The sequence below is a fragment of the Ornithinicoccus halotolerans genome (assembly GCF_009602535.1).
Taxonomy (GTDB): Bacteria; Actinomycetota; Actinomycetes; order Actinomycetales; family Dermatophilaceae; genus Ornithinicoccus; species Ornithinicoccus halotolerans.
Genome location: NZ_WIQI01000033.1, coordinates 1 through 26,450, shown reverse-complemented (window position 1 = coordinate 26,450; position 26,450 = coordinate 1). Strand labels below are relative to the sequence as shown.

General features: G+C 73.2%; 29 protein-coding genes and 1 tRNA gene. 18 read left to right on the top strand and 12 right to left on the bottom strand.

Going from position 1 to position 26,450, the window contains the following annotated elements; genetic code table 11:
- Nucleotides 1–308 precede the first annotated feature (308 nt).
- From GFJ45_RS08035 to GFJ45_RS08025, 3 genes are all read left to right on the top strand, one after another.
- Nucleotides 309–893, top strand: a complete 585-nt coding sequence (locus tag GFJ45_RS08035) for an AMIN-like domain-containing (lipo)protein (RefSeq protein WP_194288580.1) — start codon at nucleotides 309–311, stop codon at nucleotides 891–893.
- Between the two features lie 103 nt (nucleotides 894–996).
- Complete coding sequence (gene acs / locus GFJ45_RS08030) at nucleotides 997–2,955, top strand: acetate--CoA ligase (protein ID WP_153395945.1); 1,959 nt, start codon at nucleotides 997–999, stop codon at nucleotides 2,953–2,955.
- A gap of 263 nt (nucleotides 2,956–3,218) precedes the next feature.
- Nucleotides 3,219–3,635 carry a phage holin family protein gene (locus tag GFJ45_RS08025; RefSeq protein ID WP_153395943.1) on the top strand — a complete coding sequence of 139 codons (417 nt, stop codon included), beginning with the start codon at nucleotides 3,219–3,221 and terminating at the stop codon, nucleotides 3,633–3,635.
- Here the strand turns inward: GFJ45_RS08025 and GFJ45_RS08020 are convergent, their stop codons facing one another.
- The gene (locus tag GFJ45_RS08020; protein ID WP_194288579.1) at nucleotides 3,636–4,265 is read right to left on the bottom strand and encodes an NUDIX hydrolase; all 630 of its coding nucleotides are present in this window, start codon (nucleotides 4,263–4,265) and stop codon (nucleotides 3,636–3,638) included.
- Complete coding sequence (gene nth, locus GFJ45_RS08015; protein ID WP_153395955.1) at nucleotides 4,262–4,918, bottom strand: endonuclease III; 657 nt, start codon at nucleotides 4,916–4,918, stop codon at nucleotides 4,262–4,264. Before nth ends, GFJ45_RS08020 begins: the two co-directional genes overlap by 4 nt.
- A gap of 77 nt (nucleotides 4,919–4,995) precedes the next feature.
- Between nth and GFJ45_RS08010 the strand changes: the two genes are divergently transcribed.
- Nucleotides 4,996–5,673 carry a Crp/Fnr family transcriptional regulator gene (locus tag GFJ45_RS08010; protein ID WP_153395939.1) on the top strand — a complete coding sequence of 226 codons (678 nt, stop codon included), beginning with the start codon at nucleotides 4,996–4,998 and terminating at the stop codon, nucleotides 5,671–5,673.
- On the opposite strand, the gene GFJ45_RS08005 is transcribed toward GFJ45_RS08010, so the two are convergent.
- Genes GFJ45_RS08005 through GFJ45_RS07985 form a run of 5 tightly spaced genes read right to left on the bottom strand, consistent with a single transcriptional unit; the run spans nucleotide 5,670 to nucleotide 9,201 of the window.
- Nucleotides 5,670–6,470 carry an MBL fold metallo-hydrolase gene (locus tag GFJ45_RS08005; protein WP_153395937.1) on the bottom strand — a complete coding sequence of 267 codons (801 nt, stop codon included), beginning with the start codon at nucleotides 6,468–6,470 and terminating at the stop codon, nucleotides 5,670–5,672. The genes GFJ45_RS08010 and GFJ45_RS08005 overlap by 4 nt on opposite strands.
- 1 nt (nucleotide 6,471) lies before the next feature.
- Nucleotides 6,472–7,296, bottom strand: coding sequence for an NUDIX hydrolase (locus GFJ45_RS08000; RefSeq protein ID WP_194288578.1), 825 nt, complete (start codon nucleotides 7,294–7,296; stop codon nucleotides 6,472–6,474).
- 10 nt (nucleotides 7,297–7,306) lie between these two features.
- Entirely contained in the window at nucleotides 7,307–7,783 is a 477-nt protein-coding gene (locus tag GFJ45_RS07995) for a RidA family protein (protein ID WP_153395935.1), read from the bottom strand.
- The gene (locus tag GFJ45_RS07990) at nucleotides 7,780–7,938 is read right to left on the bottom strand and encodes a DUF4177 domain-containing protein (protein WP_153395933.1); all 159 of its coding nucleotides are present in this window, start codon (nucleotides 7,936–7,938) and stop codon (nucleotides 7,780–7,782) included. The genes GFJ45_RS07995 and GFJ45_RS07990 overlap by 4 nt, the downstream gene beginning before the upstream one ends.
- A gap of 21 nt (nucleotides 7,939–7,959) precedes the next feature.
- Nucleotides 7,960–9,201 (bottom strand): NAD(P)/FAD-dependent oxidoreductase, encoded by a 1,242-nt coding sequence (locus GFJ45_RS07985; RefSeq protein ID WP_153395931.1) that lies wholly within the window; start codon nucleotides 9,199–9,201, stop codon nucleotides 7,960–7,962.
- Nucleotides 9,202–9,237: 36 nt separating this feature from the next.
- Between GFJ45_RS07985 and GFJ45_RS07980 the strand changes: the two genes are divergently transcribed.
- The 4 genes from GFJ45_RS07980 to GFJ45_RS07965 are packed head-to-tail and all read left to right on the top strand — an operon-like array spanning nucleotide 9,238 to nucleotide 14,372.
- The gene (locus GFJ45_RS07980) at nucleotides 9,238–9,963 is read left to right on the top strand and encodes an alpha/beta hydrolase family protein (protein ID WP_194288577.1); all 726 of its coding nucleotides are present in this window, start codon (nucleotides 9,238–9,240) and stop codon (nucleotides 9,961–9,963) included.
- A complete protein-coding gene (locus GFJ45_RS07975; RefSeq protein ID WP_153395927.1) occupies nucleotides 9,960–10,889 on the top strand; it encodes an ArsA-related P-loop ATPase in 930 nt (309 codons plus the stop codon). Before GFJ45_RS07980 ends, GFJ45_RS07975 begins: the two co-directional genes overlap by 4 nt.
- A complete protein-coding gene (locus tag GFJ45_RS07970) occupies nucleotides 10,886–11,950 on the top strand; it encodes an ArsA family ATPase (RefSeq protein WP_228386692.1) in 1,065 nt (354 codons plus the stop codon). The genes GFJ45_RS07975 and GFJ45_RS07970 overlap by 4 nt, the downstream gene beginning before the upstream one ends.
- A gap of 25 nt (nucleotides 11,951–11,975) precedes the next feature.
- Nucleotides 11,976–14,372, top strand: a complete 2,397-nt coding sequence (locus GFJ45_RS07965; RefSeq protein ID WP_153395923.1) for a penicillin-binding protein — start codon at nucleotides 11,976–11,978, stop codon at nucleotides 14,370–14,372.
- A 28-nt stretch (nucleotides 14,373–14,400) separates the two neighbouring features.
- On the opposite strand, the gene GFJ45_RS07960 is transcribed toward GFJ45_RS07965, so the two are convergent.
- Entirely contained in the window at nucleotides 14,401–14,856 is a 456-nt protein-coding gene (locus GFJ45_RS07960) for a GatB/YqeY domain-containing protein (protein WP_153395921.1), read from the bottom strand.
- A gap of 47 nt (nucleotides 14,857–14,903) precedes the next feature.
- On the opposite strand from GFJ45_RS07960, the gene GFJ45_RS07955 reads away from it, so the two are divergent.
- The 9 genes from GFJ45_RS07955 to GFJ45_RS07915 all read left to right on the top strand — a co-directional run bounded on the left by GFJ45_RS07955 (nucleotide 14,904) and on the right by GFJ45_RS07915 (nucleotide 23,493).
- Nucleotides 14,904–15,830 carry a metallophosphoesterase gene (locus GFJ45_RS07955; protein ID WP_153395919.1) on the top strand — a complete coding sequence of 309 codons (927 nt, stop codon included), beginning with the start codon at nucleotides 14,904–14,906 and terminating at the stop codon, nucleotides 15,828–15,830.
- 80 nt (nucleotides 15,831–15,910) lie between these two features.
- Nucleotides 15,911–15,987: transfer RNA gene (locus GFJ45_RS07950), tRNA-Pro, on the top strand.
- Between the two features lie 77 nt (nucleotides 15,988–16,064).
- Nucleotides 16,065–17,576 carry a SulP family inorganic anion transporter gene (locus GFJ45_RS07945; RefSeq protein ID WP_153395917.1) on the top strand — a complete coding sequence of 504 codons (1,512 nt, stop codon included), beginning with the start codon at nucleotides 16,065–16,067 and terminating at the stop codon, nucleotides 17,574–17,576.
- A 174-nt stretch (nucleotides 17,577–17,750) separates the two neighbouring features.
- Complete coding sequence (locus GFJ45_RS07940; protein ID WP_153395915.1) at nucleotides 17,751–20,699, top strand: DUF4040 family protein; 2,949 nt, start codon at nucleotides 17,751–17,753, stop codon at nucleotides 20,697–20,699.
- Nucleotides 20,699–21,031, top strand: a complete 333-nt coding sequence (locus GFJ45_RS07935) for a sodium:proton antiporter (RefSeq protein ID WP_153395949.1) — start codon at nucleotides 20,699–20,701, stop codon at nucleotides 21,029–21,031. The genes GFJ45_RS07940 and GFJ45_RS07935 overlap by 1 nt, the downstream gene beginning before the upstream one ends.
- On the top strand, nucleotides 21,028–22,545 hold the full coding sequence (locus GFJ45_RS07930) for a monovalent cation/H+ antiporter subunit D family protein (protein ID WP_153395913.1): 1,518 nt from the start codon (nucleotides 21,028–21,030) through the stop codon (nucleotides 22,543–22,545). The genes GFJ45_RS07935 and GFJ45_RS07930 overlap by 4 nt, the downstream gene beginning before the upstream one ends.
- The gene (locus GFJ45_RS07925) at nucleotides 22,545–22,886 is read left to right on the top strand and encodes a Na+/H+ antiporter subunit E (protein WP_153395951.1); all 342 of its coding nucleotides are present in this window, start codon (nucleotides 22,545–22,547) and stop codon (nucleotides 22,884–22,886) included. The genes GFJ45_RS07930 and GFJ45_RS07925 overlap by 1 nt, the downstream gene beginning before the upstream one ends.
- Nucleotides 22,883–23,143, top strand: coding sequence for a monovalent cation/H+ antiporter complex subunit F (locus GFJ45_RS07920; RefSeq protein ID WP_153395911.1), 261 nt, complete (start codon nucleotides 22,883–22,885; stop codon nucleotides 23,141–23,143). The genes GFJ45_RS07925 and GFJ45_RS07920 overlap by 4 nt, the downstream gene beginning before the upstream one ends.
- The gene (locus GFJ45_RS07915; protein WP_228386691.1) at nucleotides 23,140–23,493 is read left to right on the top strand and encodes a monovalent cation/H(+) antiporter subunit G; all 354 of its coding nucleotides are present in this window, start codon (nucleotides 23,140–23,142) and stop codon (nucleotides 23,491–23,493) included. The genes GFJ45_RS07920 and GFJ45_RS07915 overlap by 4 nt, the downstream gene beginning before the upstream one ends.
- Nucleotides 23,494–23,509: 16 nt before the next feature.
- Here GFJ45_RS07915 and GFJ45_RS07910 read toward each other — a convergent pair whose 3' ends face one another.
- From GFJ45_RS07910 to GFJ45_RS07895, 4 genes are all read right to left on the bottom strand, one after another.
- Nucleotides 23,510–24,070: a DUF5063 domain-containing protein gene (locus tag GFJ45_RS07910; protein WP_153395909.1), complete on the bottom strand. Its 561-nt coding sequence runs from the start codon at nucleotides 24,068–24,070 to the stop codon at nucleotides 23,510–23,512.
- The gene (gene recR / locus GFJ45_RS07905; protein WP_153395906.1) at nucleotides 24,070–24,669 is read right to left on the bottom strand and encodes a recombination mediator RecR; all 600 of its coding nucleotides are present in this window, start codon (nucleotides 24,667–24,669) and stop codon (nucleotides 24,070–24,072) included. Before recR ends, GFJ45_RS07910 begins: the two co-directional genes overlap by 1 nt.
- A gap of 72 nt (nucleotides 24,670–24,741) precedes the next feature.
- Nucleotides 24,742–25,416, bottom strand: coding sequence for a lysophospholipid acyltransferase family protein (locus GFJ45_RS07900; RefSeq protein WP_153395904.1), 675 nt, complete (start codon nucleotides 25,414–25,416; stop codon nucleotides 24,742–24,744).
- Between the two features lie 11 nt (nucleotides 25,417–25,427).
- A complete protein-coding gene (locus GFJ45_RS07895) occupies nucleotides 25,428–26,099 on the bottom strand; it encodes a hypothetical protein (protein WP_153395902.1) in 672 nt (223 codons plus the stop codon).
- Nucleotides 26,100–26,162: 63 nt separating this feature from the next.
- On the opposite strand from GFJ45_RS07895, the gene GFJ45_RS07890 reads away from it, so the two are divergent.
- Nucleotides 26,163–26,450: hypothetical protein (locus GFJ45_RS07890; protein WP_153395901.1), on the top strand; the 288-nt coding region annotated here is incomplete at its 3' end.

Sequence of the window (26,450 nt, the reverse complement as noted above, 5' to 3'; positions counted from 1 at the left end):
TCGGTGCCCTGCGCGCTCTCGGTGCGCTCGGCGGCCGCGGCCTCGGGCACCCGCCGCCGCAGCGCCTGGTGCCACCGCAGCCGGGTGCAGGCGTCGCGGGCCTGGCCGATGGCGTCGGTGACCCCGGGCAGAGCCACCAGCGTCTCCAGTCGTATCAACAGGTCCGCGGAGCGCATCGGCCAACGGTACGAGACCGAACCGTGACCCGCCGTCACCAACCCGGCCACCCGGCCGTACGTCGACCTGGGTGTGACGCAGGTGTGCGCCATACCCGGCGGGCCCACGGGCCCCAGCACCAGGAGATCACCATGACCCGACTCACCACCGGACTGCTCGCGGCGGTCCTGCTCGCAGCCCCGGCCACCACCGTGGCGGCCGCACCCGTGGCCGGTTCGCCGGCCACCACCACCAGCGTCAGCACGGCCGGCTGGTGTGGGATCAGCTGGGGGTCGCTGGGCAAGCGGGCGCCCCAGTACACGACCGGCACCGTCCGGGACGTCCGCGCCGGGCGGCATGCCTGCTTCGACCGCATGGTCATCGACGTCGCCCGGGTGCCAGGCACCGTCGGCTACCACGTCCGCTACGTCGACCAGGTCCGGAAGGACGGGTCGGGCCAGGTGGTTCCGCTGCGCGGCGCGGCGAAGCTGCAGGTGATCGCCCGGGCGCCGGCCTACAACACCACCGGCCGCGCCACCTACGTCCCGGCCGACCCCCGCGAGCTGGCCGACGTCAGCGGCTATCGGACCTTCCGCCAGCTGGCCTGGGCCGGCAGCTTCGAGGGCCAGAGCACCGTCGGGGTGGGTGTCCGGGCACGGCTGCCGTTCCGGGTCTTCGTCCTCGACGGGCCCGGCGCGGGCGCACGGCTGGTCGTGGACGTCGCCCACCAGTGGTGACTCCCGACGCACCCTGAGGCACACGGTTGCCTCCTCGTCGTCGAGCCGGTTGAGTGGGCGCAGGCAGTATCAGTCCACCACCACCGACCGACGAGGAGGCATCGTGGCCGACGAGACCCTGTCCAACCTCCTGCACGAGCAGCGCAACTTCCCACCCAGCGAGGAGTTCGCCGCGCAGGCCAACGGCCGCCCCGAGCTCTACGACGCCGCGGCCACCGACCGGGAGGGGTTCTGGGCCGAGCAGGCACGCTCGCTGCTGACGTGGGACAACGACTTCACGACCACGCTGGACTGGAGCCAGGCCCCCGTCGCGCAGTGGTTCGTCGGCGGCCGGCTCAACGCCTCCGTCAACTGCGTCGACCGCCACGTCGCGGCGGGCAACGGCGACCGCGTCGCGCTGCACTGGGTCGGTGAACCGGGTGACGCCCGCGACCTGACCTACGCCGACCTGCACGACCAGGTGCAGCGTGCCGCGAACGCGCTGACCGACCTCGGGGTGCGGGAGGGTGACCGGGTCGCCATCTACCTGCCGATGGTCCCCGAGGCGGTCGTGGCGATGCTGGCCTGCGCGCGACTGGGCGCCCCTCACTCGGTGGTGTTCGGCGGGTTCTCGGCGGACGCGCTGCGCACCCGCATCGCCGACGCCGAGGCCAAGGTCGTCATCACCGCCGACGGCGGCTACCGGAAGGGCAGCGCCTCGGCCCTCAAGCCGGCCGTCGACGCGGCGGTGTCCGGCGACTCCACGGTGGAGAAGGTCCTGGTAGTGCGCCGCACCGGCGGCGAGGTCGACTGGACCGAGGGGCGCGACGTGTGGTGGCACGAGGCGCTGCAGGCGGCGGATGCCCAGCACGAGCCGCAGCCGTTCGACTCCGAGCACCCGCTGTTCATCCTCTACACCTCGGGCACCACCGGGAAGCCGAAGGGCATCTTCCACACCACGGGCGGCTACCTGACCCAGTGCGCGTACACGACCAAGTACGTCCACGACGTACACCCCGAGACCGACGTCTACTGGTGCACCGCCGACATCGGCTGGGTCACCGGGCACAGCTACATCGTCTACGGGCCGATGGCGCTGGGCGCGACCCAGGTGATGTACGAGGGCACCCCGGACACCCCCCACAAGGGCCGCTGGTGGGAGATCGTCCAGGACCACCGCGTCACGGTCTTCTACACCGCGCCCACCGCGATCCGGGCCTGCATGAAGTGGGGAGAGGAGATCCCGGCGCAGTTCGACCTCTCCAGCCTGAAGCTGCTGGGCTCGGTCGGGGAGCCCATCAACCCAGAGGCGTGGATGTGGTACCGCCGCGTCATCGGCGGTGACCGCACCCCGATCGTGGACACCTGGTGGCAGACCGAGACCGGGGCGATCATGGTCAGCCCGCTGCCGGGCGTGACCCATGCCCGCCCCGGCTCCGCGCAGCACCCGATCCCCGGCATCAGCGTCGACGTCGTCGACGAGGCAGGACAGTCGGTAGGTGACGGGCACGGCGGCTACCTGGTCGTCGACCAGCCCTGGCCGGGGATGCTGCGCGGCATCTGGGGCGACCCCGAGCGCTACCAGGAGACCTACTGGTCCCGGTTCGAGGGCCGCTACTTCGCCGGCGACGGGGCCAAGAAGGACGAGGACGGCAACATCTGGGTGCTGGGCCGCGTCGACGACGTCATGAACGTCTCCGGGCACCGGTTGTCCACCACCGAGATCGAGTCGGCCCTGGTCTCCCACCCCAAGGTGGCCGAGGCCGCCGTCGTGGGAGCCAGCGACGCGATGACCGGGCAGGCGGTCGTGGCGTTCGTGATCCTGCGCGGCGAGGCCGTCGACGAGGGCGACACCCTGGTCGGCGAGCTGCGCAACCACGTCGCGGGCGAGATCGGCCCGATCGCCAAGCCGCGCCAGATCATGGTGGTCTCCGAGCTCCCGAAGACCCGCTCCGGCAAGATCATGCGCAGGCTGCTGCGGGACGTCGCCGAGAAGCGGGAGGTCGGGGACGTCACCACGCTGGCCGACTCCGGTGTGATGGACCAGATCAAGGCCGGAATGACCTCCTCGTCGGAGGGCTAGCCGAAGCTGGCCGCAACTTTTACCAACTCCATACCGGGCACCTGTTCGGGCCTGGGCCGGGCGGCGGCAGACTAGGAGTATCGACCGCGCGGCCGTGTACCTCTCCCTCGGACGCAGGCCCGCACCGGCTGTCACGGGACCGGTGAGTTGTCGAGCGCGTGCCCACCCGGCACGAACAGGGGGTGCCGGGTGGGCATTCGCGCGTCTGCTGCCATCCGGCTTCCGGCCAGCGGATTCAGCCCGCACCGGTTAGGGTCGGGGACATGTCTACCACTGGCAACCTCCCCCCGGAGCGCACCGTGTCCGAGCTGGTGCAGGACGTGTCGCACGACCTGCAGGCAATGGTCCGCACCGAGCTCGAGCTGGCCAAGATCGAGCTGAAGAACGACGCCGCCAACGCGGGCAAGGGCGCGGGCATGTTCGCCGGTGCCGGGATGCTGGGCCTCTACGGTTTCGGGCTGCTGCTGCTCGGTGCCGCCTGGGGACTAGCGACGGTGCTGCCGCTGTGGGCGAGCCTGCTGATCGTCGCGGCGGTGCTGTTCGTGGTCGCCGCCGTGCTGGCGCTGGTGGGGAAGCGGGCGCTGGCGAAGGTCCAGGGCAAGCCGCAACGCACCATCACCCACGCCCAGCAGACCGTGGCCGTGCTCAAGCCGGGCACGAAGGCGCCCGAGCAGGCCTGATCACAGCTCCCGGACGTCGGAGGGGTCCCACTCCCGTTCCAGGCCGGCCAGCTGCAGCACCCGGTCCAGCAGGCCGGCGGTGAACCCCCACACCAGCAGCCCGTCGGCGTCGAACGCGGGCCCGACGTAGCCGCTGGGGTGCCGGGTGCGGAACCGCCGGGCCGGGTCGACCAGGTGGGAGACCGGCACCTGCACCACCCGTTCCACCTCGGCGGGGTCCTTGGCCCACACCGGGCCGGGCCGGCGCCACCAGCCGACGACCGGGGTGACGTCGAAGTCGCTCACCGGCAGGTGCAGCGCGGGGAGGGTGGCGACCACCTCCACCGACGTCGGGTCCAGGCCCACCTCCTCCTCGGCCTCCCGCAGCGCGGTCGCCACCAGGTCCGCGTCGCCCGGGTCGCGGCCGCCGCCGGGGAAGGCGGCCTGGCCCGGGTGGGAGCGCAGCGTGTGCGCCCGCTCGGTGAGCAGCAGGTCGATCTCGCCCGCGCCGGGGCTGCCGGGACCGAACAGGATGAGGACCGCCGACTCCCGCGCCCCGACACCCCCGAACCGGCTGAACGAGCTCGCCGGCTGGTCCCTGGCGGCCTCGACCAGCCGGTGCACGAACACCGGCACCCCGTCGGAGGTCACCGCGGCGGGCCGTCCTTGACCAGCCGGGCGGCCAGCTCCGGGTCGGTCTCGCCGGTGCCGTAGGACGGGCACCAGCGGGCCACCGGGCAGGCCCCGCAGGCGGGCCGCCGGGCGTGGCAGGTGCGGCGGCCGTGGAAGATGAGCGTGTGCGACAGCTGGGTCCAGTCGCGCGGCGGGAACAGCGCCCCCACCGCGTGCTCGGCCTTCACCGGGTCCTCCTCGTCGGTCCAGCCGAACCGGCGGACCAGCCGCCCGACGTGGGTGTCCACCGTGATGCCGGGGACTCGGAACGCATCGCCCAGCACGACGTTGGCGGTCTTGCGGCCGACCCCGGGCAGGGTGACCAGGTCGGTCAGCCGGCCGGGCACCTCCCCGTCGAAGCGCTCGACGATGGCGGCCGACAGCTTCAGCAGCGACTGCGCCTTGGCCCGGAAGAAGCCGGTCGGCTGGATGATCGCCTCCAGCTCCTCCCGCTCGGCGCCCGCGAGGTCGGCGGGGGTGGGGTACCGGGCGAACAGCTGCGGCGTCACCGAGTTCACCCGCACATCGGTGGTCTGCGCGGAGAGCACCGTCGCCACCAGCAGCTGGAAGGGGTCGGCGAAGTCGAGCTCGCAGTGGGCGTCGGGGTAGCGGGAGGCGAGGGCGCGGTACATCCGGCGGGCCCGGCGCGTCCTCGCCAGCGGGGTCTCCTCTCGCACGTCCTCACCCTACGGCCTGGCAGACTGAGTGTGTGGACCTCCCCGTCGTCATGAGAGCACCGTTGTTCGCCGCGCTCGACGCCGCTACCGCGGAGCAGCTGATGGGGTCGATGACGCGGGTGAGCCTGGAGCGTGGGGAGACGGTCTTCGAGGAGGGCGACCCCGGCGACTCCCTCTACGTCATCCTGACTGGCAAGGTGAAGCTGGGCCGCTCCAGCGCCGACGGCCGGGAGAGCCTGCTGATGGTGCTGGGCCCGGGCGAGATGTTCGGTGAGCTCAGCCTGTTCGACCCTGGCCAGCGGCTCAGCTCGGCGACCGCCGTGTCGGCCAGCGAGCTGATCTCTCTGGGCCACGACGACCTCACCGCCTTCCTGCGCACCCACCCGGAGGTCGCGATGCGGCTGCTCGCGGGCATGGCCCACCGGCTGCGGCGCACCAACGAGGGGCTCTCGGACCTGGTCTTCACCGACGTGCCCGGGCGCGTCGCCAAGGCGCTGCTGGACCTGGCCAGCCGGTTCGGCCGCCGCACCGAGGACGGAGTGCGGGTCACCCACGACCTGACCCAGGAGGAGCTGGCCCAGCTGGTCGGCGCCTCCCGGGAGACGGTGAACAAGGCGCTGGCCGACTTCGCCGCCCGCGGGTGGCTGCGGCTGGGCGCCAAGCAGGTCACGCTCCTGGACATCGAGCGGCTGCGCCGGCGGGCCCGCTAGGAGCCGGCAGCGACGAGGTAGTCCAGCTGCGCCAGCACGCTCAGCCGCGCCGCCGGCCACACCTCCCGGGGCACGTCGGCGTACACCTCGGCGACCACCGCGTCGGCGAGCGCGCTCCGCGACAGCTCCGGGTGCCGCGCCACAGCGGCCCGCACCTGGTCCAGCCGCTGCTGCCGGTGCTCCAGGTAGTAGCGCACCGTCCCGGCCGCATCCGGCACCCCGGGCCCGTGGCCGGGCGCGATGCTGGTCACCTCGCCGCTGCCGGTCATCCGCGCGATCCGCTCCAGGCTGTCCAGGTAGGCGGCGAGCTCACCGTCGGGGTGGGAGACCACGGTGGTGCCGCGGCCGAGCACAGTGTCCCCGGTGAGCAGCACGTCATCGGCCGGTAGCAGGAAGCTCACCGAGTCGGCCGTGTGCCCCGGCGTCGGGACGGCGACCACCTCGAGCCCGCCGACGCGCACCGTCTCCCCCGCCGCCAGGTCGTCGTGCCCGGGCCCGACCGCCCGCACCGGCGCCCCGGTCAGCTCGGCGAACCGCCCGGCCGACTCCGCGTGGTCCCAGTGCCGGTGGGTCAGCAGCGTCAGCGCGACCCGGTGACCCTCGGAGCGCACCCGGTCCAGCACCGCCTGCAGGTGCTCCTCCACCAGCGGACCGGGGTCGACGACGACCACCTGGTCCGACCCGGGCTCGCGCAGCAGCCAGGTGTTGGTGCCGTCCAGCGTCATCGGGGAGGGGTTCGGGCACAGCTGGCACCAGGCTCGCGGGCTCCACGACCCGCCCTCCCACGGCACGGTCATCTCAGCCCACCCGCATCCACAGCCGGCCGTCGTGCTCGACCGGCTCCGGGAGCACGTGAGCCACGGGGGTCCGCTCGGCCAGCACGCTGGCCAGGTCCGGGGCGGCCGTCAGCTGCTCCAGCATCACGATCGTCGGGGGCAGGGCGGCCTCCGCGCCGGCCTCGATCTCCGCCAGCACCCGGACCGGCTCCACCCACCGGGCCCGGCTGGCCTCGGTGCTGGCGCCGTCGGCCAGCTGCCCCTCCGGCAGCGCGGCCGCGAAGAACCAGGTGTCGTAGCGGCGCGGCTCGCACAGCGGCGTCGTCCAGTGCGCGCGCGGCACCAGCAGGTCCGTCCGCAGCACCAGCCCTCGGGACCGCAGCAGCTCGGCGAACGAGAGCTCGCGGCTCAGCAGCCGCTCACGGTCGCGCCGCCAGCTCCCGCTCGCGACGTCGGCCACGACCGACGAGGCTTCGGGCCCGGCCAGCAGCACCCCGCACTCCTCGAAGCACTCCCGCGCCGCCGCGCACACCAGCCCGCGGGCCGCCTCAGCGCCACAACCCAGCAGCTCCCCCCACGCCCGCGGGCCCTCCCCGGCCCACGGCACCGAGGGGTCGACGTCGCGCGGGTCCACGCCGCCGCCGGGGAAGGCCACCATGGACGGCGCGAACGCCATGGTCGCGGCCCGGTGGAGCAGGAACACCTCCAGCCCCGCCCGCTCCCGCAGCAGCATCACCGTCGCCGACGGCCGCGGCGTCACCGGATCGCCCGCGCGCCCGTCCAGCCACGCCCGCGCCGACTCGTGCAGCAGCTCGGGCAGCGGGAAGTCGCGGGGGGCGGGCGACATCACGGCGTGGTCAGAGCGCCACGGTGATCTCGACCTCGACGGGGGTGTCCATCGGCAGCACCGCCACCCCGACCGCCGAGCGGGCGTGCGTCCCCGCCTCGCCGAAGGCCTGTCCGAGCAGCTCGCTGGCACCGTTGATGACGCCGGGCTGGCCGGTGAAGGAGGGGTCGCTGGCGACGAACCCGACCACCTTGACCACGCGGCTCACCCGGTCCAGGTCCCCCACGACCGACTTCACGGCGGCGATGGCGTTGAGCGCGCACAGCGCCGCCAGCTGCTTGGCCTGGTCGGGCGGCACCAGGCCCTCCCCGTCCCCCACCTTGCCGCTCGCCGGCAGCTCCCCGTCGACGAACGGCAGCTGGCCCGAGGTGAGCACCAACCGGCCGTCCTGCACCGCCGGCACATAGGCCGCGACCGGCGCGGCCACGTCCGGGACGGTGTACCCCAGGTCCGCCAGCCGTTTCTCGACCCCGCTGAGCCCAGTCACGGCTGCTTCTCCCGCTTCAGGTAGGCCACCAGGTTGGTGCCGTCCGGGCCGGGCACGACCTGGACCAGCTCCCAGCCGTCCTCACCCCACTGGTCGAGGATCTGCTTGGTCGCGTGGACGATGAGCGGCACCGTTGCGTATTCCCACTGAGCCATGCCGGGCACTCTACTGCCGCCTCACCGGGTCGGGTCGAGTGGACGGAGCTCCTCCGGGACCAGCCCGGTGGCCAGCTGCTCGGCCAGCAGCCGGGCGGTGGCCGGGCCCTGGCACATCCCCCACATCCCGTGACCGCCGTGGACCCACACCCCGGGCACCTTGGTGGCCCCGACCAACGGCAACCCGTCCACGGTGATCGGCCGAGAGCCGACCCACTCGTCCTGCCGGGAGCCGAGGTCCAGCCCCTGGACCAGCGGACGGGCCGAGGCGGCGATGGCCTCGATGCGGGCCGGGTCGAGCGGGTCGTCCACCCCGCGGAACTCCATCGTGCCGCCGACCCGCACCCGGTCCCCCAGCGGGGTGCACACCACGCGCTCCCGGGCGAAGTACACCGGCACCGTGAGCCCCCCGGGCGGGCCGGACACGGAGAAGGAGTAGCCGCGGCCCGGGCGCAACGGGGTGCGCACCCCCAGCGGCCGGGCCAGCCTCGGCAGCCAGCCCCCCGTCGCCAGCACGACCGCCTCGGTCCGGACCGGGACGTCCCCGACCACCTCGACCGCCAGCCCGCCGCCCACGTGACGGATCCCGCTGACCTCGGCGCCCTCGCGGACCTCTCCGCCGCGCCGGCGGACGGACTCCGCCAGCCCCGCGACGAAGTCTCCGGGAGCGACGTAGCGCTGCCCCTCGATCCGCAGTCCCCGCCGCACCTGCGCCGACACGATGGGCGCGGCCGCGCGGAGCTCCTCGGCGTCCACGTCGGTGACCTCGACCGGGAACCCGGCCTCCCGCACCTGGTCCAGCTCGCGCAGCAGGCCGTCGGCGTCGGCGGGCTCCCGGAACGCCGCCATGATCGGGCCCCGGCGGGTGCGTACCGGCAGCGCACCCTCCTCCTCCAGCTCGTCGTAGGCGGCCAGCGCGAGCCGGTTGAGCGGCACGAGCGCGGCCATGGTGCGCCGCCACACCGGCATCCGGCACCGGGCGGCGAACCGCGCCAGGAAGGACCACAGCCCCGGGTCCGCCGTCACCGGGATGTGCAGCGGCGCCCGCGGGTCGGTCAGCGAGCGCAGCCCCGTCCGCAGCACCGCCGGCTCGGCCAGCGGGATCGCCAGCCCGGGCGTGATCCAGCCGGCGTTCCCCCAGGAGGACCCCGCCGCTACCCGGGAGCGGTCGAGCACGGTGACCTCGATCCCGCGCCGCTGCAGCTGCCAGGCGGTCGACAGCCCCACGATCCCCGCACCGACGACCGTGACATGACCCACCATGTCCCGGACGCTACCAATCGCTGCGACACTACCGGCGTGACGACCGCGCCACTGCCGTCGGCCGACCCGGGCCCGCTCAGGTCGTACGGGCCCGCCGACACCCAGGTCCTCGAGGACTTCCCCGGCGACCGGGGCACCGTGTTCCTCGTCCACGGCGGCTTCTGGCGGGCGCGGACCGACCGCAGCCATGCCCGGGCGGCCGCGGTGGCGATGGCCGACCGCGGCTGGCGGGTGCTGCTGCCGGAGTACCCCCGCCCGGGCATGCCCGGCGGCGGCTGGCCCGGCACCGGAGACGAGCTGCGCCGCGCACTGGAGTGGGTCGCCGAGACGCCCGGGCCGCTGGTCCTGGCCGGTCACTCCGCCGGTGGCCAGCTGGCGCTGTGGCTCGCCCACCAGCCGGTAGCCGCCCGCGCTGCGGGCGTCGTGCCGCTCGGCGGCTGCCTGGACCTGCGGCTCGTCCATGACCTGGGGCTGGGCGACCACGCCGCCGGCGACTTCCTCGGCGGCTCGCCCGAGGAGCAGCCCGAGGCGTACGCAACCGCTGACCCGGCCCAGCTCGGGCCGGCCCCCTGCCCGGTCGTGGTGGTCCACGGGCGCGACGACGACATCGTGCCGCTGGAGGTGTCACGCTCCTGGTTCGACCGCTGCGCCCGCCCGGACCGCGACCGGCTGCTGACCGTCGACGGCGACCACTTCGCCGTCATGGACCCCTCGGCACCGGCGTTCGCCACCGTGCTCGAGACCCTCGACGGCTTCCGATGAGCCTGCACGTCCTCACCGGCAAGGGCGGCACCGGCAAGACGACCGTCGCCGCGGCGATGGCGGTCGCGCTCGCCGCGCCGGGCCGGCGGGTGCTGCTCGTGGAGGTGGAGGGCCGGCAGGGGATCAGCCAGGTGCTGGACGTGGCACCGCTGGGGACTGAGGAGCGCACCGTCACCGCCGGCCTGGCCGGTGGCGAGGTCACCGGGCTGTCGGTGGAGCCCTCCGCCGCGTTCGTCGAGTACCTGCGCCGCTTCTACCGGATCGGGGGGTCGGCCACCGGGGGGCTGCTGCGCCGGGCCGGGGTGGTGGAGTTCGCCACCACGGTGGCTCCCGGGGTGCGTGACGTGCTGCTGACGGGCAAGGTCTACGACGAGGTCCGCCGCTACGACGAGGTGGTGCTGGACGCCCCGCCCACCGGCCGGATCGGGCGGTTCCTGGACGTGAGCCGGCACCTGGCCGACCTGGCCCGCGTGGGCCCGGTCCACCGGCACGCCCGCGTGGTCCGCGACCTGCTGCATTCCCCGGCCACCCGGGTGCACGTGGTCACCACCCTGGAGCCGATGCCGGTGCAGGAGACCACCGAGGCCCTCGCCGAGCTCCGCGAGTCCGGCCTGCCGTTGGGCAGCGTCGTGGTGAACCGGGTCCGCAGCCTGCAGGATGCCGCGGTGCTCATCGACGGTCTGCCGACCGAGGCGCTCGTCGCCCGCGAGCTCGCCGCGGCCAGGCTGGACCCCGCCTTGGCGTCCTCGCTGCTGGCGGGTGGGCGCGAGGCGATCGCCCGCTGGGAGCAGGAGCACACCCTCGGCGCGGAGGTGGCCGGGCTGGGCCGCCCGGTGCTGCACCTGGACGAGATGGCCGAGGGCATCGGTCCCGGCGAGGTGCACGCGCTGGCCCACCAGCTGCGGGAGCAGGGGTGGGGCGGGTGATCCGGCTGGAGGACCTGGAGGTACTGGTCTGCTGCGGTGCCGGCGGCGTCGGCAAGACCACCACCGCCGCGGCGCTGGGCGTCCACGCCGCGGCCCACGGACGCCGCGTCGTCGTCCTCACCGTCGACCCGGCTCGCCGGCTGACCCAGGCGCTGGGCCTGCCCGGGCTGGGCCACGAACCACGGCCGGTGTCCGGGGTCGGCGGTGCCGGGGGCGGCTCGCTGGACGCCTCCGTGCTGGACATGCGGCAGACCTTCGACGACGTGGTCCGTGCCCACGCGCCCGAGGGCACCGCTCACCGGGTGCTGGACAACCCCGTCTACCAGACCCTCTCCACCTCCTTCGCCGGGACGCAGGAGTACATGGCGATGGAGCGGCTGGGGCAGCTGCGGGACGAGGCCGCGGCCACGGGCCGATGGGACCTGATCATCGTCGACACCCCGCCGAGCCGCACCGCGCTGGACTTCCTGGACGCGCCCCGCCGGCTCGGCGCCTTCCTCGACGGCCGGCTGGCCCGCACCCTCGCCCGCCCGGCCCGGATGGGGGGCAGCGTCCTGGAGGCCACCCTCGGCCGGCTGGTCGGCCGGGGGCTGCTCGCGGACGTGCGCGCCTTCGTCTCCGCGACCGACACCGTCTTCGTCGGGTTCCGCGACCGGGCCGAGGCCACCGCGGGCCGGCTGCGGCAACCGGGGACCGCCTTCCTCGTCGTGGCCACGCCGGAGCGGGACGCGCTGCGCGAGGCCAGCTACTTCGTGCAGCGGCTGCACGAGGACGCCCTGCCGCTGGGAGGCGTCGTGGTCAACCGGGTGGTGCTCGGCACCGGCGAGCTGTCCGCGGGGCGCGCCGAGGCGGCCGCGGAGCAGGTCAGCGACCCGGTCGTCGCGGCGCTGCTGCGGGTCCACGCCGACCGCGCGGACACCGCCCGCCGGCAGCAGCGGCTGGTCCGGGCCTTCCGCAGCGGTCGACCGGGGCTGGCCTCGGTCCAGGTCGCCGAGCGGCCCGACGTGGTCGACCTGCCAGGACTCGCCGGCCTCGCGGAGGACGTGCTCGCCCCGGGCTGAGGGCGCGACCGGTTACCGTTGACCCATGCGCACCGCTACCACGTTCGCCCGGGTGATGTCGCTCCTGGGTGCCTTCGTGGCGATCTCGGTGCTCATGGGGCTCATCGCCGCGGGCATCATGCTGCCGGTGGTGGGTGCCGCGGGCACGGCCGCGCGCGAGAGCGTCACGATGTTCGAGGAGCTGCCCGGCGACCTGGAGCGCAACCCGCTCGCCCAGCAGTCCCGGATCCTCACCGCCAACGGCCAGCTGATCTCCACGCCCGCCCAGGAGAACCGGATTCTGGTCGAGCTGGAAGACGTCGCCCCGGTCATGCGCAAGGCGCAGATCGCCATCGAGGACGAACGCTTCTACGAGCACGGCGGCGCCGACCTGCGGGCGCTGACCCGGGCGCTGGTCACCAACGCCACCAGCGACACCACGCAGGGCGGCTCCACGCTCACGCAGCAGTACGTGAAGATGATGCTGATGGAGGAGGCCCGCCGGGAGGGGGACGTCGAGACGCAGGCGCGGCTGCAGGCCCGTAGCGGCATCGAGGGGTACGTGCGCAAGCTGCGAGAGCTGAAGTACGCCATCACGCTCGAGCAGCGGCTGAGCAAGGACGAGATCCTGGAGGGCTACCTCAACACGGCCTACTACGGCGACCGCAGCTACGGCATCGAGGCCGCGGCCCGCCACTACTACGGGGTCAACGCCTCGGAGCTGAACCTCAACCAGGCCGCCACGCTGGCCGGTGTCGTGCGCGCACCCGGGACCACGGACCCGCGGAACAACCCGCAGGCCGCCAAGCAGCGGCGCAACGTCGTCCTCGACCGCATGTTCGAGAACGGCATGATCAACGAGAAGCGGTGGCGCCGGGTCCGCAACGCCGACATCAAGCTCAACCTGACCGACAGCCAGCAGTCGTGCATGAACTCGGCGCACCCGTACTTCTGCGACTACGTCACCGAGTGGCTGCTGCAGAACCCGGCGCTGGGCGAGACCCGCGAGGAGCGGGAGCTGATGCTGACCACGGGCGGGCTGACCATCGAGACCACGCTCGACCCGGAGCTGTCCAGGCTGGTCGCGCAGACGACCCGGGAGTTCGTGCCTCGCGGCAACGAGTACAACCTCGGCTCGGCGGCAGCGGTCATCGAGCCCGGCACCGGCGAGGTGCTGGCCATCGGGCAGAGCTCGGAGTACAGCATCGAGGAGTCCGAGGACCGGGTGACCCGCACCGCGGTCAACTGGAGCACCGACGAGCGCTACGGCGGCAGCAGCGGCTTCGGGATCGGCTCGGTCGCCAAGGCGTACACGCTCGTCGAGGCGCTCTCCACCGGGTTCCCGGTCGAGGGCAGCATCAACATCGAGCCGGCGGTCCCGGTCGACGACGAGGGCAACTGGGCCAACCCTGCCGACCCGGGATCCGGGCCCCAGGGTGACACCCGACCCGCGGTGATCTACGAGCGTGAGGACTTCCAAGAGGGCTGCACCCTGGGCGAGCCGGAGTGGGCGGTCCGCAACGCCGAGGACGCCAACCACCAGCGGGTCATGGAGCTGCGCGAGGCCACCGCGTCCTCGGTGAACACCGCGTTCGCGGCGCTGGCCTCCCAGGTCGGCACCTGCGACATCCGCGACCGGATGAGTGACATGGGGCTGACCTCCGGCGACGGTGACGCCTACGGCGCCGGTGGGCGGGGCGTGCCCCCGACGTTCGTGCTCGGCGCCGACGCGGCCAGCCCACTCACCGTCGCCTCCTCCTACGCGACGATCGCCGCCGGTGGCCTGTACTGCCCGCCGGTGCCGGTCGCCAAGGTCACCGACGCCGACGGCAAGGAGATCCCGCTGGAGCTGCCCGAGTGCCGCCAGGTCATCGACCCCGACGTCGCCGCCGGCACCGCCGAGCTGATGCAGGAGGTCGTCTCGATGAGCGGCTCCGGCTTCCGCGCCGTGCTGGAGGGCGACCGTCCGGCCGGCGGCAAGACCGGCACCGCCGACCGCAGCGTCCACACCTGGTTCGCCGGCTACACCCCGCAGCTGTCGGCGGCGGTGTGGGTCGGCTACCCCGGGGGCGTGGCCTCCTATGACATCGAGCTGCGGGACATCACCCTCGGGGACCGCTTCGTCGAGGGCTGGCTCTACGGCTCCAAGCTGGCTGCCCCCATGTGGAAGGAGCTGATGGACGCCGCCCACGAGGGGATGCCCGTGGAGGAGTTCGACACTCCCTCGGACGCCATCATGGAAGGTGAGCTGGTCACCATCCCTGACGTGACCGGCTTGCCCGTGGACGAGGCCATCCAGCAGGTGGGCGCGGCCGGCTTCACCGTGGAGAAGGTCGAGGTCTCCTCCGGCCAGCCGGCGGGCCACGTCGCCTACACCTCGCCCGGGAGCGGCAGCCAGGCACGGACCGGGTCGGTCGTGGAGATCCGCGTCTCCAGCGACTAGCAGGCAACGGCTGCGCCGCGTCCGGGCGCTACCCCTGCAGCGCCCGCCTGACGGCGGCCGCGACCCGCCCGCCCTCGGCCCGCCCGGCCACGCGGGGCTGCAGCACCTTCATCACCTGGCCCATCTGGCCCATCCCGGTGGCGCCGGTCTCGGCCACCGCCTCCGCGGCCATCCGGTCCAGCTCCTCGTCCTCCAGCTGCGCGGGCAGGTACTCCTCCAGCACCGCGAGCTCGGCGCGCTCGGTGTCGGCCAGCTCGGCGCGGCCGCCCTCCTGGTAGGCGGTCGCGGCCTCGCGGCGCTTCTTGGCCTCCTTGGCGAGCACCTTCAGCACCTCGTCGTCACCCAGCTCGCGCGCCGACGTGCCGGACACCTCCTCGGTGGAGACGGCCGTGAGCGCCATCCGCAGGGTGCCGGCACGCAGCTTGTCCCGGGCGCGCATGGCGGCGTGGAGGTCCCGCTGCAGGGTGGCCTTGAGCTCGCTCATGGCGCCATCTTCTCATCGCCGGGGCCACCGGCTGGCATCATCGGGGGATGCCCCGAGGCCGTAACGTCCTGCTGACCACCGGTGTCCTGGCCCTACCCCTGGCCTGGGCGACCGTGGTGGAACCGCGGTGGTTCGCACTGCGGCAGCTCCGCGCCCCGGTCCTGCCCGCCGGGAGCCGGCCGCTGCGGGTGCTGCACCTGAGTGACCTGCACCTCGTCCCGCGCCAGCGCCACAAGGTCGAGTGGGTGCGCCGCCTGGCCGAACTCCAGCCGGACCTGGTCGTCACCACCGGAGACAACCTCGCCCACCCGCAGGCCGTCCCCGCGGTGCTGGATGCCTACCGCCCGCTGCTGGACCGCCCCGGCGTCTTCGTGCTCGGCTCCAACGACTACTTCGCGCCACGCGCGAAGAACCCGCTGCGTTACCTGACCGACAGCCACCCGCGGGGGGAGGACCTCGGCACGCGGCCGCTGCCCACCGGCGACCTGGTGCGTGCCCTCGAGCAGGCCGGCTGGCACGACCTCGACAACCGCCGCACCCGGGTGACCGCCGCGGGCCTGGACCTGGAGCTGGTCGGCGTCGACGACCCGCACCTGGGATACGACCGCTATGACGAGGTAGCTGCCCCCGCGGCGCCCGACGCGGACCTCACCGTCGGGGTGACACACGCCCCGTACCAGCGGGTGCTGGACGCGATGACGGCCGACGGTGCCCAGCTGCTCCTGGCCGGCCACACCCACGGCGGGCAGCTGCGCGTCCCTGGCTGGGGCGCCCTGGTCACCAACTGCGACCTGGACACCGGACGCGCGCGGGGGCTCTCCCGCTGGTGGCCGGGCGCGGGCAGCACCCCCTCCAGTGAGGCACCCCCCGGCGCCGCCTGGCTGGAGGTCTCCGCCGGCCTCGGGGGGTCCCCGTACGCACCGTTCCGGTTCGCGTGCCGCCCGGAGGCGACGCTGCTCACCCTCACGCCCTGAGCCGATTCGGCCCGCCCAGGCCGGGTGGGTTATTCTGACCGTCGCCGCGTGCCCGGCCCGCCCGGGACGACGGCCACCATCGGGGTGTGGCGCAGCTTGGTAGCGCGCTTCGTTCGGGACGAAGAGGTCGCAGGTTCAAATCCTGTCACCCCGACCAGTTGCAGCACGGGCCCTGACCGCGGCGACAGCGGTCAGGGCCCGTTCTGTGTCCAGTCCTGCTACCACGGAGACCCAGTGCCGATCACCGCTGCCCCTGCCCGCCCCGGCGCCACCGACACGGTGCGCGAGGTCCTGCGCTCCCCCGCCCGGCTGCGCACCGAGGTGCTCGCGGGCCTCGTCGTGGCGTTGGCGCTGATCCCGGAGGCGATCGCGTTCTCGATCATCGCCGGCGTCGACCCGCGGGTGGGCCTGTTCGCCTCGTTCACCATGGCGGTCTCGATCGCGTTCCTGGGCGGGCGGCCGGCCATGATCTCCGCTGCGACCGGCGCCATCGCCCTCGTGATCGCCCCGGTCGCCCGGGAGCACGGCATGGACTACTTGCTCGCCACGGTCATCCTCGCCGGGATCATCCAGGTGGTGATGGGGCTGTCCGGGTTCGCCCGGCTGATGCGGTTCATCCCGCGCTCGGTCATGATCGGCTTCGTCAATGCGCTGGCCATCCTGATCTTCCTCGCCCAGCTCCCGCACCTGACCGGTGTGCCCTGGGCGGTCTACCCGCTGGTGGCCGTGGGGATCGCGGTGATGGTGCTGCTCCCCCGGGTCACCACGGTCGTGCCCGCACCGCTGGTCGCCATCGTGGGGCTGACGGTGTTCACGGTCGCGGCCGGGGTCGCCCTGCCGACGGTGGGGGACGAGGGCGAGCTGCCGGACAGCCTGCCGGCACTGTTCGTGCCCGACGTGCCGCTGACCCTGGAGACGCTGCAGGTGATCGGCCCGTACGCGGTGGCGATGGCGCTGGTCGGGCTGCTGGAGTCACTGCTGACGGCCAAGCTGGTCGACGACGTCACCGACACCCACTCCGACAAGACCCGGGAGTCGTGGGGGCAGGGCGCCGCGAACATCGTCACCGGCTTCTTCGGTGGCATGGGCGGCTGCGCCATGATCGGCCAGACGATGATCAACGTGAAGGCCTCCGGCGCCCGCACCCGGGTCTCGACCTTCCTCGCCGGCGTCTTCCTGCTCGTCCTCGTCGTCGGCGCCGGCGACGTCGTCGCGATCATCCCGATGGCCGCGCTCGTGGCGGTGATGATCATGGTCTCGGTCGCCACGTTCGACTGGCACTCGGTGCGGCCGAGCACGCTGCGGCGGATGCCCCGCGCCGAGACCGCGGTCATGGTCTCGACCGTGGCGGTTGTCGTCGCCACCCACAACCTGGCCATCGGCGTCGCCGTCGGGGTGCTCGTCGCCATGGCCCTGTTCGCCCGGCGAGTGGCCCACCTCGCCAACGTCGAGCGGGAGCTGGTGGAGGCGACCGACGGCAGCGTGCACGCCCGCTACACCGTCACCGGCGAGCTCTTCTTCGCCTCCAGCAACGACCTCGACACCCAGTTCCACTACGCCGAGGACCCCGAGCGTGTGGTCGTCGACCTGTCCGCCTCGCACATCTGGGACGCCTCGACGGTCGCGGCGCTGGACAGCATCGCCACCAAGTACCAGGCCAGGGGCAAGCAGGTCGAGGTCAGCGGGCTCAATCGCGCCAGCACCACCATCCACGACCGGCTCACCGGCCAGCTCGCCTCGCACTGACCGGCGAGCTGCCGACCGGCTCCGGAGCGAGCAGGTGCCGCTCCCGGCCACCACCGCCACGGGACCCCACCCCGCCACCGTTCTGAGCGGCAGCCGCGTTGCTAGACTCCCGGCCATGCTCGGCGCCGCACACATCTGCCCGTGGGCGCCTGTCCAGGCCCGCTGCCTGGTCCAATGAGCATCCTGCTGACCCTGCTCGTCCTCGTCGTGGCCGTCCTGGTCACGACGCCCCTTGCCCGCGCGCTGGAGCGCAACACCGGCTACCCGCTCGCCCTCATCTACCTCATCGCGGCCGCCGCCTTCTGGCCGGCCGCAGCCAGCGTGATGGCCGGGGACAACGTCGCCTGGTCGGTGCCCTGGGTGCCCGCCCTCGACGTCGACCTTGCCTTCCGCGCGGACGGTATCGGGGTGGTGTTCGCGATGATCGCCCTGGTCATCGGCGCGGTCGTCTTCCTGTACTCGCCCCCGTACCTGCACGACGGACGCCACCTGAGCTTCTACCTGGTCATGGCGGCCTTCACGCTGTCCATGGTCGCCCTGGTGCTCGCCGACGACCTCATCGTGCTGTTCCTGTGCTGGGAGCTGACCTCGCTGGCCTCGTTCCTGCTCATCGCCCGGTCGGGGCACGCCGGCGAGAGCGCCTCGATGCGCACCTTGCTGCTGACCTTCGTGGGTGGGCTCACCCTGCTGGCGGCCGTGGCGCTGATCATCGTCCGCACCGGCACCACCTCCGTGACCGAGGCGCTGCAGAACCCGGTGTGGCAGGACGACGGCCTGTTCACCTCGGTGGTGGCGGTGCTGGTGCTGCTGTCGGCCTTCACCAAGTCGGCGCAGTTCCCGTTCCACCCGTGGCTGCCGGACGCGATGGCGGCGGCCACCCCGGTCAGCGCCTACCTGCACGCAGCCGCGGTCGTGAAGGCCGGCATCTTCCTGCTGATGCGGTTCTCCCCCGCGTTCCACGACACCCCGGTGTGGAACTACACCCTCATCGTGGTGGGCCTGTTCACGGCCGCGATGGCCGCCTGGTTCGCGGTGCAGAAGACCGACCTGAAGAAGCTGATGGCCTACTCGACGGTCAGCCAGCTGGGCCTGATCGTGGCGGCCATCGGCGTCGGGACCGAGGTGGCGCTCACGGCGGCGGTGCTGCACACCATCGCCCACGCGCTCTTCAAGTCCGGCCTGTTCATGATGGTCGGCGTCATCGACCACGGCGCCCACACCCGCGACGTGCGCCGGCTGCCGGCGCTGCGGCACAAGATGCCGTGGTCGTTCGCGGTCACCGTCATCGGATGCGCCTCCATGGCGGGCGTACCCCCCATGTTGGGTTTCGTCTCCAAGGAGTCCATCTTCACCGCCATGCTGGAGGCACCGGGCCCGGCCTGGTTCGGCTGGGCGGCCTTCGTGGGCGCGGCCGCTGGTGCCGTGCTGACGTTCGCCTACTGCACCAAGATCGTCTTCGGCGCCTTCGTCGACGGCGACCGCTCCGACGCGCACGTCCACGAGGCACGGCCCAGCCTGCTGCTCCCGGCCGCCGCCCCGATCCTGGCGAGCGTGCCGCTGGCGTTCGTGGTCGGCATCCTGGACGTCCCGGTGGGGTACGCGGCCTCCGACGCCGTGGGCGAGGAGGTCCACCCGCACCTGCTGCTCTGGCACGGCTTCACCGTCGAGCTCGCCGCGACCGCGGTGGTCCTCGCGCTGGGCGCGCTCATCATCGCCAGCCGGCTGCGACTGCGCCGTCGCGTCGAGCACGACACGCTCCCGGTGAGCGGGGTGGAGGTCATCGCCGCCATCAACGACTCCGCGGCCCGCATGGGCCGGTGGATGGCGGCGTTCACCAAGGCCGACCACGCCACCCGGCACCTGGCGGTGCAGCTGGCCGCCTTCGTCGGCGCCGTGGCCGCGGGCCTGCTGCTGATCTGGCCCGCTGCCGCGCCGCCGGAGCCGATGGCCGAGCTCTCCCGGCCCATCGACGTCGTGCTGCTGGTTATCATCGCCGTGGCCGTGCTCGCCCTCTGCACGACCAACTCCCGGCTGGCCGCCACGGTCGGGCTGGCCGCCGTGGGCATCGCGGTCACGGTGCAGATCTTCGCCCTCGGAGCGCCGGACGTGGGGCTCACGCAGCTGCTCGTGGAGGCGCTGACCGTCATCGTGATCATGCTGGTGCTGCAGAAGCTGCCGCTGGTGTTCGGCCGGGGCCCCCGCCTCGGCAACGCGGCCGCCGCGGTCTTCGCCCTGGTCGCGGGCCTGTCCGCCGGGGTGGTCACCTGGGCCATGACCGGTCGCCGCGAGCGGTCGCAGCTGGCGGACTACTACATCCAGAACGGTCCGGAGATCACCGGCGGCGACAACATCGTCAACACGATCCTGGTGGAGTTCCGCGCGCTGGACACCCTCGGTGAGCTGGCCGTGCTCGGCATGGCCGGGGTGGCCATCATCGCCGTGCTGTCGACCGTGTGGGACCGCTACCTGGACCCCGGTCCCGAGCGGGACCGCAGCTTCGTGCCCGCGCCGAGGCTGGACCTGCGGCCGGAGGGCTCGACCGCCTACCGCGCGATCGAGCACGCGTGGGGCAACGCCATCCCGCTGCAGCTGCTGGTGCGCACGGCGCTCCCGCTGCTCGCAGCGATCTCGCTCATCCTGTTCTGGCGCGGCCACAACTTCCCCGGCGGCGGCTTCATCGCCGCGCTCGTGGGCTCCTCCATCGTGGGGCTGATCTACCTGTCGACCGCCCGCGACCGGCAGATCGGCCCGCCGCGGATGCCGCTGGTCCTCATCGGCGGCGGCGTGGCCGTGGCCATCGGCACCGGCCTGCTGGGTCTGGTGGCCAAGGGGTCGTTCCTGGAGCCGCTGCACTGGCATCTGGTCGGCCAGGACATCTCCAGCGCGCTGATCTTCGACCTCGGGGTCTACATGGCTGTGCTGGGGCTGGTCATGGTGGCGTTCAACCTGCTCGGCACCAGCGCCTACGAGCCAGGCGCCGAGGGCACCCGCGAGCGCACCGACGAGGCCGTCGAGGGGGAGCTGGAGGGCCCGATGGACACCACGCGCGGCGAGCCCGCCGCGCGACCGAGCCGCCGCTCCCGGCTGATCGCCTCGGGGACGCCGCCGAGGGGGGCCGAGTGATGATCCTGCCGGTGACGATCGGGATCCTGGTCGCCGGGGCCGTCTATCTGATGATGCAGCGCGGCATGGTGCGCATCGTGTTCGGCTTCGCGCTGCTCAGCCACGCGGCGAACCTGATGCTGCTCTCCGCCGGGGTGACCCACTGGCGCGGCGAGCCGCTGGGCGGCTACGGGACCACCGCGGAGCAGGCCGACCCGCTGCCGCAGGCCTTCGTCCTCACCGCCATCGTCATCACGCTCGCCGTGACCGTGTTCATGCTCGCGCTGGCGGTTATCGGGCACAACGACGACACGAAGCGGATGCCGGACACCGGGGAGAAGCACGACCGATGAACCACGCGCTCCTCGCCCTCTTCCCCGTCGTGCCGCTGCTGTCGGCCGCGCTGACGGTGCTGATGCGGCAGACCGGCTTCGACCGGGTGTTCACCGTCGGGGTTCCCCTGGTCAGCGCCGCGGGCGGCGTCGGCCTGCTGCTCCTGCACCGCACCGAGCCGGTCATCGCCCACAACGTCGGCGGGTTCGAGCCCGGCATCGCGATCCCGCTGGTCTCGGACACCTTCAGCGCCCTGATGATCACGGTCACCTCGCTGACGACCGCGGTGACGATGACCTACCTGGCCGCAACCGGCGAGGACAAGTACCGGTTCGTGCCGCCGCTGGCACTGATGCTGCTCGCCGGGGTGAACGGGGCGCTGCTGACCGGCGACCTGTTCAACCTGTTCGTCTTCATCGAGGTCATGCTGCTGCCGTCCTACGCGCTGATCGCCGTGACCGGCACCTGGCGCCGGCTGGGCGTCGGGCGGCTCTTCGTGCTGGTCAGCCTGCTCACCAGCACCCTGCTGCTGATGGGTGTGGCGATGCTCTACGCCGCGGCCGGCACCGTGAACCTGGCCGCGCTCGCCGGGCGGGCCGCCGACGAGCCGTGGACGGGCTTCGGGGTCGCGCTGGTGCTGCTGGCGCTGGCGATCAAGTCCGGGGTGGTGCCGGTGCACACCTGGCTCCCCCGCGCCTACCCGGCGACCTCGGCCGGCGTGATGGCGCTGTTCTCGGCGCTGCACACCAAGGTCGCCCTCTACGCGATCTACCGCATCTACGCGACCGCATACGGGGGCGAGGCACCGTGGTGGCCGCTGCTCGTGGTGGCGGTCGGCCTGACCATGGTCGTCGGCGCCTACAGCACCTTCGGGGAGCGCATCGTCCGCCGCGCGCTGGCCTTCCAGATGGTCACCGGCATCGGGCACATCCTGCTCGGACTGGCGTTGTTCACCCAGGTGGGGCTGGCCGCGGGCATCTTCTACATGGTCCACCACATCGTCATCATGGGTGCGCTGCTGCTGTCCTCCGGTGCCGTGGAGCAGACCTACGGCACCGGTCGCTACGACCGGCTGCACGGGCTGATCCGCCGCGACCCGTGGGTGGCGGCGGTGGTCGCCCTCGGGTTGTTCTCGCTCGTCGGGCTGCCGCCCAGCTCCGGCTTCTTCGGCAAGGTGGGCCTGGTGCAGGCCACCGCGGCGACCGGGGTGCCGTGGCAGCAGTGGACCTTCATCGGCCTGATCATCGTCGCCTCGCTGGGCAGCCTGGTGGCGCTGCAGCGGCTGTGGGTGGGCGTGTTCTTCGGCCCGGACATGGAGACCTACCGTCCCGACAGCGCCCGCACCGGCCGCGGTGAGCGGATCGCCCTGCCGCCCCACGTGCGCATCGGCAACCGGCTGCTCGCGCCCGGGGCCGCCCTGCTGGTGGTCTCGCTGGCGATGTTCGTCGGGGCCGGTGTGGTGGTGCCGTTCACCGTGGAGGCCGCGGCCTCGCTGCTGGACCCGGCCGCCTACAGCCAGGCGGTGCTGCCGTGATGCGCGCGTGGTACGCACTCCACTACGCCCTGTGGCTGGTCAAGGAGATCTTCACCGGCGCCGCAACGGTCGCCCACGATGCCCTCACGCCCGGGCACGCCAGCCGCCCCAAGATCCTGGAGTACCCGCTGCGCTGTGAGACCGACGTGGAGATCACCGTGATGGCCTCCTCCATCACGATCACCCCCGGCACGCTCACCCTGGGCATCGCCCCGGCCGGCAACGGCCAGCCGGCCACGCTGTTCGTGCACGCGATGTACGCCGAGGACCTGGTCGCCGACCTGGACGAGATGCAGCGCCGGCTGCTGCGCGCGACCCGGGGACGGGAGGTTGACGCGTGACCGTGATCATCTGGGGCACCGTCGCCCTGCTCGCCACCGCCGCCCTGCTGGGGCTGGTCCAGGTGATGACCGCGCCCAACGACGCCAGCCGCGCGGTGGTCGGTGACCTCATCTACTTCTGCGCGGTCGGGATCTTCATCATGATCGCGCTCGAGTACGAGTCGGTTGTCATCTTCGACGTCGCCTCGGTCGCGGCGTTGCTGGGCATCCTGGCCACGATCGCCCTGTCCCGAATCCTCACCAGGGGGCGCCGATGATGGACCTGGTCGTCCTCGTGCTCGTGGGCGTGCTCGCCATCGGTGGGTCGGCGACCGTGCTGATGAGCTCACTGGCGATGCTGCGGGCCACGGACGCGGTCTCCCGGGTGAACGTGCTCTCCCCCGCCACCGGCGTCGGGATGCCGTCGTTGGTGCTCGCGGCCTGGCTGCAGTGGAGCTATGAGAACGGGCTGGACTGGCTCGTCAGCTTCAAGTCGCTGGTCGCGATCGTGGCCTTCGTCGTGGTCTCGTCCGTGGCGAGCAACACCCTCGGCCGGGCCACGCTGCGCTCCGGTGCGCCGCTGGATCCGCGCACCGAGCCGAACCACCTGGCGCGCGAGCCCGACTAGCCGGCGCCGCCGCTCCTCACTCCTCGTCGCGGGCGGGGGCGTGCAGCGCCGCCAGCTCGGCCTCCATGGCCGTCTCGGCGTCCACGTCCAGCCGCACGTGGGCCAGCAGACCGTGCAGCACACGCACCGCCGCGGCGCTGCGCTCTCCCCAGGAGGACAGGTAGCTGAACTGCCACCACCACAGCGCCTCGATGGCCCGGCCCTGCTGGTAGTGGTCCAGGCCGTGCTGCAGGTCGGCGGCGATCGTGGCGAGGTCGTCGGTGAGCGAGCCCCGCACCACCTCACCGGACACGATCGGGTCGGCGAGGTCGGCGTAGTCGTCCAGCCCGGCGAGCAGGGAGCGCAACCCGGTCCGGACGGCGTCCAGGTCGGGGTCCGGGCCGGCGTCCGGCTCGAACCGCTCCCGCGGCACCACGTCGACGACCGCCCCCAGCCGCGCCCCCGCGGACTGCACCTGGGCGAGCGCGAGGAGCAGCACCGGCAGCGCCGTGCCGGGGTCGTTCCCGGCGGCGACCTCGCGGATCGCGGTCAGGAAGGCCCTCACCTCGGTGGCGGTGTCGTGCGACAGGTCCTCCATCACGCCTCCAGCAGTCGTCGGCCCTCGAAGGCCCGGCCCAAGGTCACCTCGTCGGCGTACTCCAGGTCACCGCCGACCGGCAGCCCGGAGGCGAGCCGGCTCAGCCGCACCCCCATCGGGCGGAGCAGCCGGACCAGGTAGGTGGCGGTGGCCTCGCCCTCCAGGTTGGGATCGGTGGCGATGATCACCTCACTGACCTCCTGCTCCGACAGCCGGGTCATCAGCTCCCGCACCCGCAGGTCGTCCGGACCGACGCCCTCGATCGGGCTGATCGCCCCGCCCAGCACGTGGTAGCGGCCGCGGAACTCACGGGTGCGCTCGATGGCCACGACGTCCTTGGGCTCCTCGACGACGCACAGCACCCCGGCGTCCCGGCGCGGGTCCAGGCAGATGCGGCACTGCTCGGCCTCGGCGACGTTGCCGCACACGTCACAGAACCGGACCCGTGACTTGACCTCCCGGAGGGCCTCCACCAGTCGGTCCACCTCCTCGGTCTCCGCGGCCAGCAGGTGGAAGGCGATTCGCTGCGCGCTCTTCGGCCCGACGCCGGGAAGACGGCCGAGCTCATCGATCAGGTCCTGGACCACACCCTCGTACACAATGCCTCGACTCTAGTCGGCCGCCGGGCCTGGCAGCGACCGGCGGCAGCGGACCCCGCCCCGCGCTGCGGGTCACGGCGCGATCTCGGGCCGGCGCTCGTTGTAGGTGCCGGCCAGCTCCTGGCCGGACATGGCCTGGATGGCGGCCATGATCTCGTCGGTGGCGATCCGCCGTGCGCGCCCGGCCGGCACGCCGTCGAACCGGCCGGTGAAGTCGATCGGCGCGCCGAACTCCACGCTGAACCGCACCCGCCGGGGGAAGCGGGCCCCGACCGGTTGCAGCTCGTTGGTGCCACGGAGGGCGACCGGCACGACCGGGCACCGCGCCTCCAGCGCCAACCACGCCACCCCGGTGCGGCCCTTGTAGAGACGGCCGTCACGGGACCTGGTCCCCTCCGGGTAGATCCCGAATGCGCCCCCGGCGCGCAGGTGGTCCAGCGCGAGGTCCAGCGACTGCTGGGCGGCGCGGGTGTTCTCCCGCTCGACCGGGATCGATCCGATCGCGGTGAACCACTCCCGGCTGATCGCACCCCGGACCCCGCGCCCGGTGAAGTACTCGGCCTTGGCCAGGAACGCCACCTGCCGCGGGGCGGTCAGCGGGATGACCACGCTGTCAGCGAAGGACAGGTGGTTGCTCGCCAGGATGACCGGGCCCTCCGGGGGCACGTTCTCCCGCCCGATCACCTCGGGCCGCCAGAACGCCAGGGCCGCCGGGGTGACCACGGTGTGCAGCAGGCGGTAGAGCATACGTCCTCGCTTCAGTGCCCCGGGCCTTCGTCCACGGCGATGACCGTACCGCCGAGGACGGACTCGACCACCGGCTGACCGACCGTCGCCGAGGTGTCCAGGTCCTCGTCATCGTGGCTCGGCTCGGCGGGCCGGGACGGCGCGGTCGGGGCCGCCTGCTCCGGCTCGGCCCCAGCCGCTCCCCGGACCCGGCGTGGCTCGGCAGCCCGCGGCTCCGGCGGCTCCTCCACCGGTGGTGACCAGGTGGTGGGCACCTCCTCTGCCGGCGGCTCCCAGGTGGGCGGGGGCTCCGGCGGGTCCTCCTCCCGGTGCGCGGGGGTGACCGGCTCGGTGACCGGCCCACTGACCGGCTCGGTGACGGGCTCGGCGGCGCGCTGCGGCCCGGGGTACGAGGGTGGCGACGGCGGGGCCGCCTGGCCGCCGTTGCCGCCGCCCTGGGCGACGGCCTCCACCTGGGCCTGCAGGCCGAGCGTCTCTGCAAGCGCCTGCCGGACCACCTCGCCGTGGTGGCGCTGCTGGAACTGCTGCAACAGCCCGGGAGTACTGACTCCGAGCCGGAGCACCTGTCCGTCGAACTCCAGCACCGTGCAGTGCACCGACACCAGCGACCAGCTCACCTTGCGGATCTCGCTGACCTTGGCCAGCACGTCGGGCCAGGCCCGGCGTACCGCCTCGGTGTCCATCGTGCCGGGGGCAGCGGCGGGGGCTCGCTCTGTCGCTGGCTCCGGTGGCTGCTGCGGCTCCGGGTGCTGCGGCCGCGACTGCTGCGGCTCCGGGTGCTGCGGCTCCGGGTGCTGCGGCCGCGACTGCTGCGGCTCCGGGTGCTGCGGCTCCGGGTGCTGCGGCCGCGACTGCTGCGGCTCCGGGTGCTGCGGCTCCGGGTGCTGCGGCCGCGACTGCTGCGGCTCCGGGTGCTGCGGCTCCGGGTGCTGCGGCCGCGACTGCTGCGGCTCCGGGTGCTGCGGCTCCGGGTGCTGCGGCCGCGACTGCTGCGGCTCCGGGTGCTGCGGCTCCGGGTGCTGCGGCCGCGACTG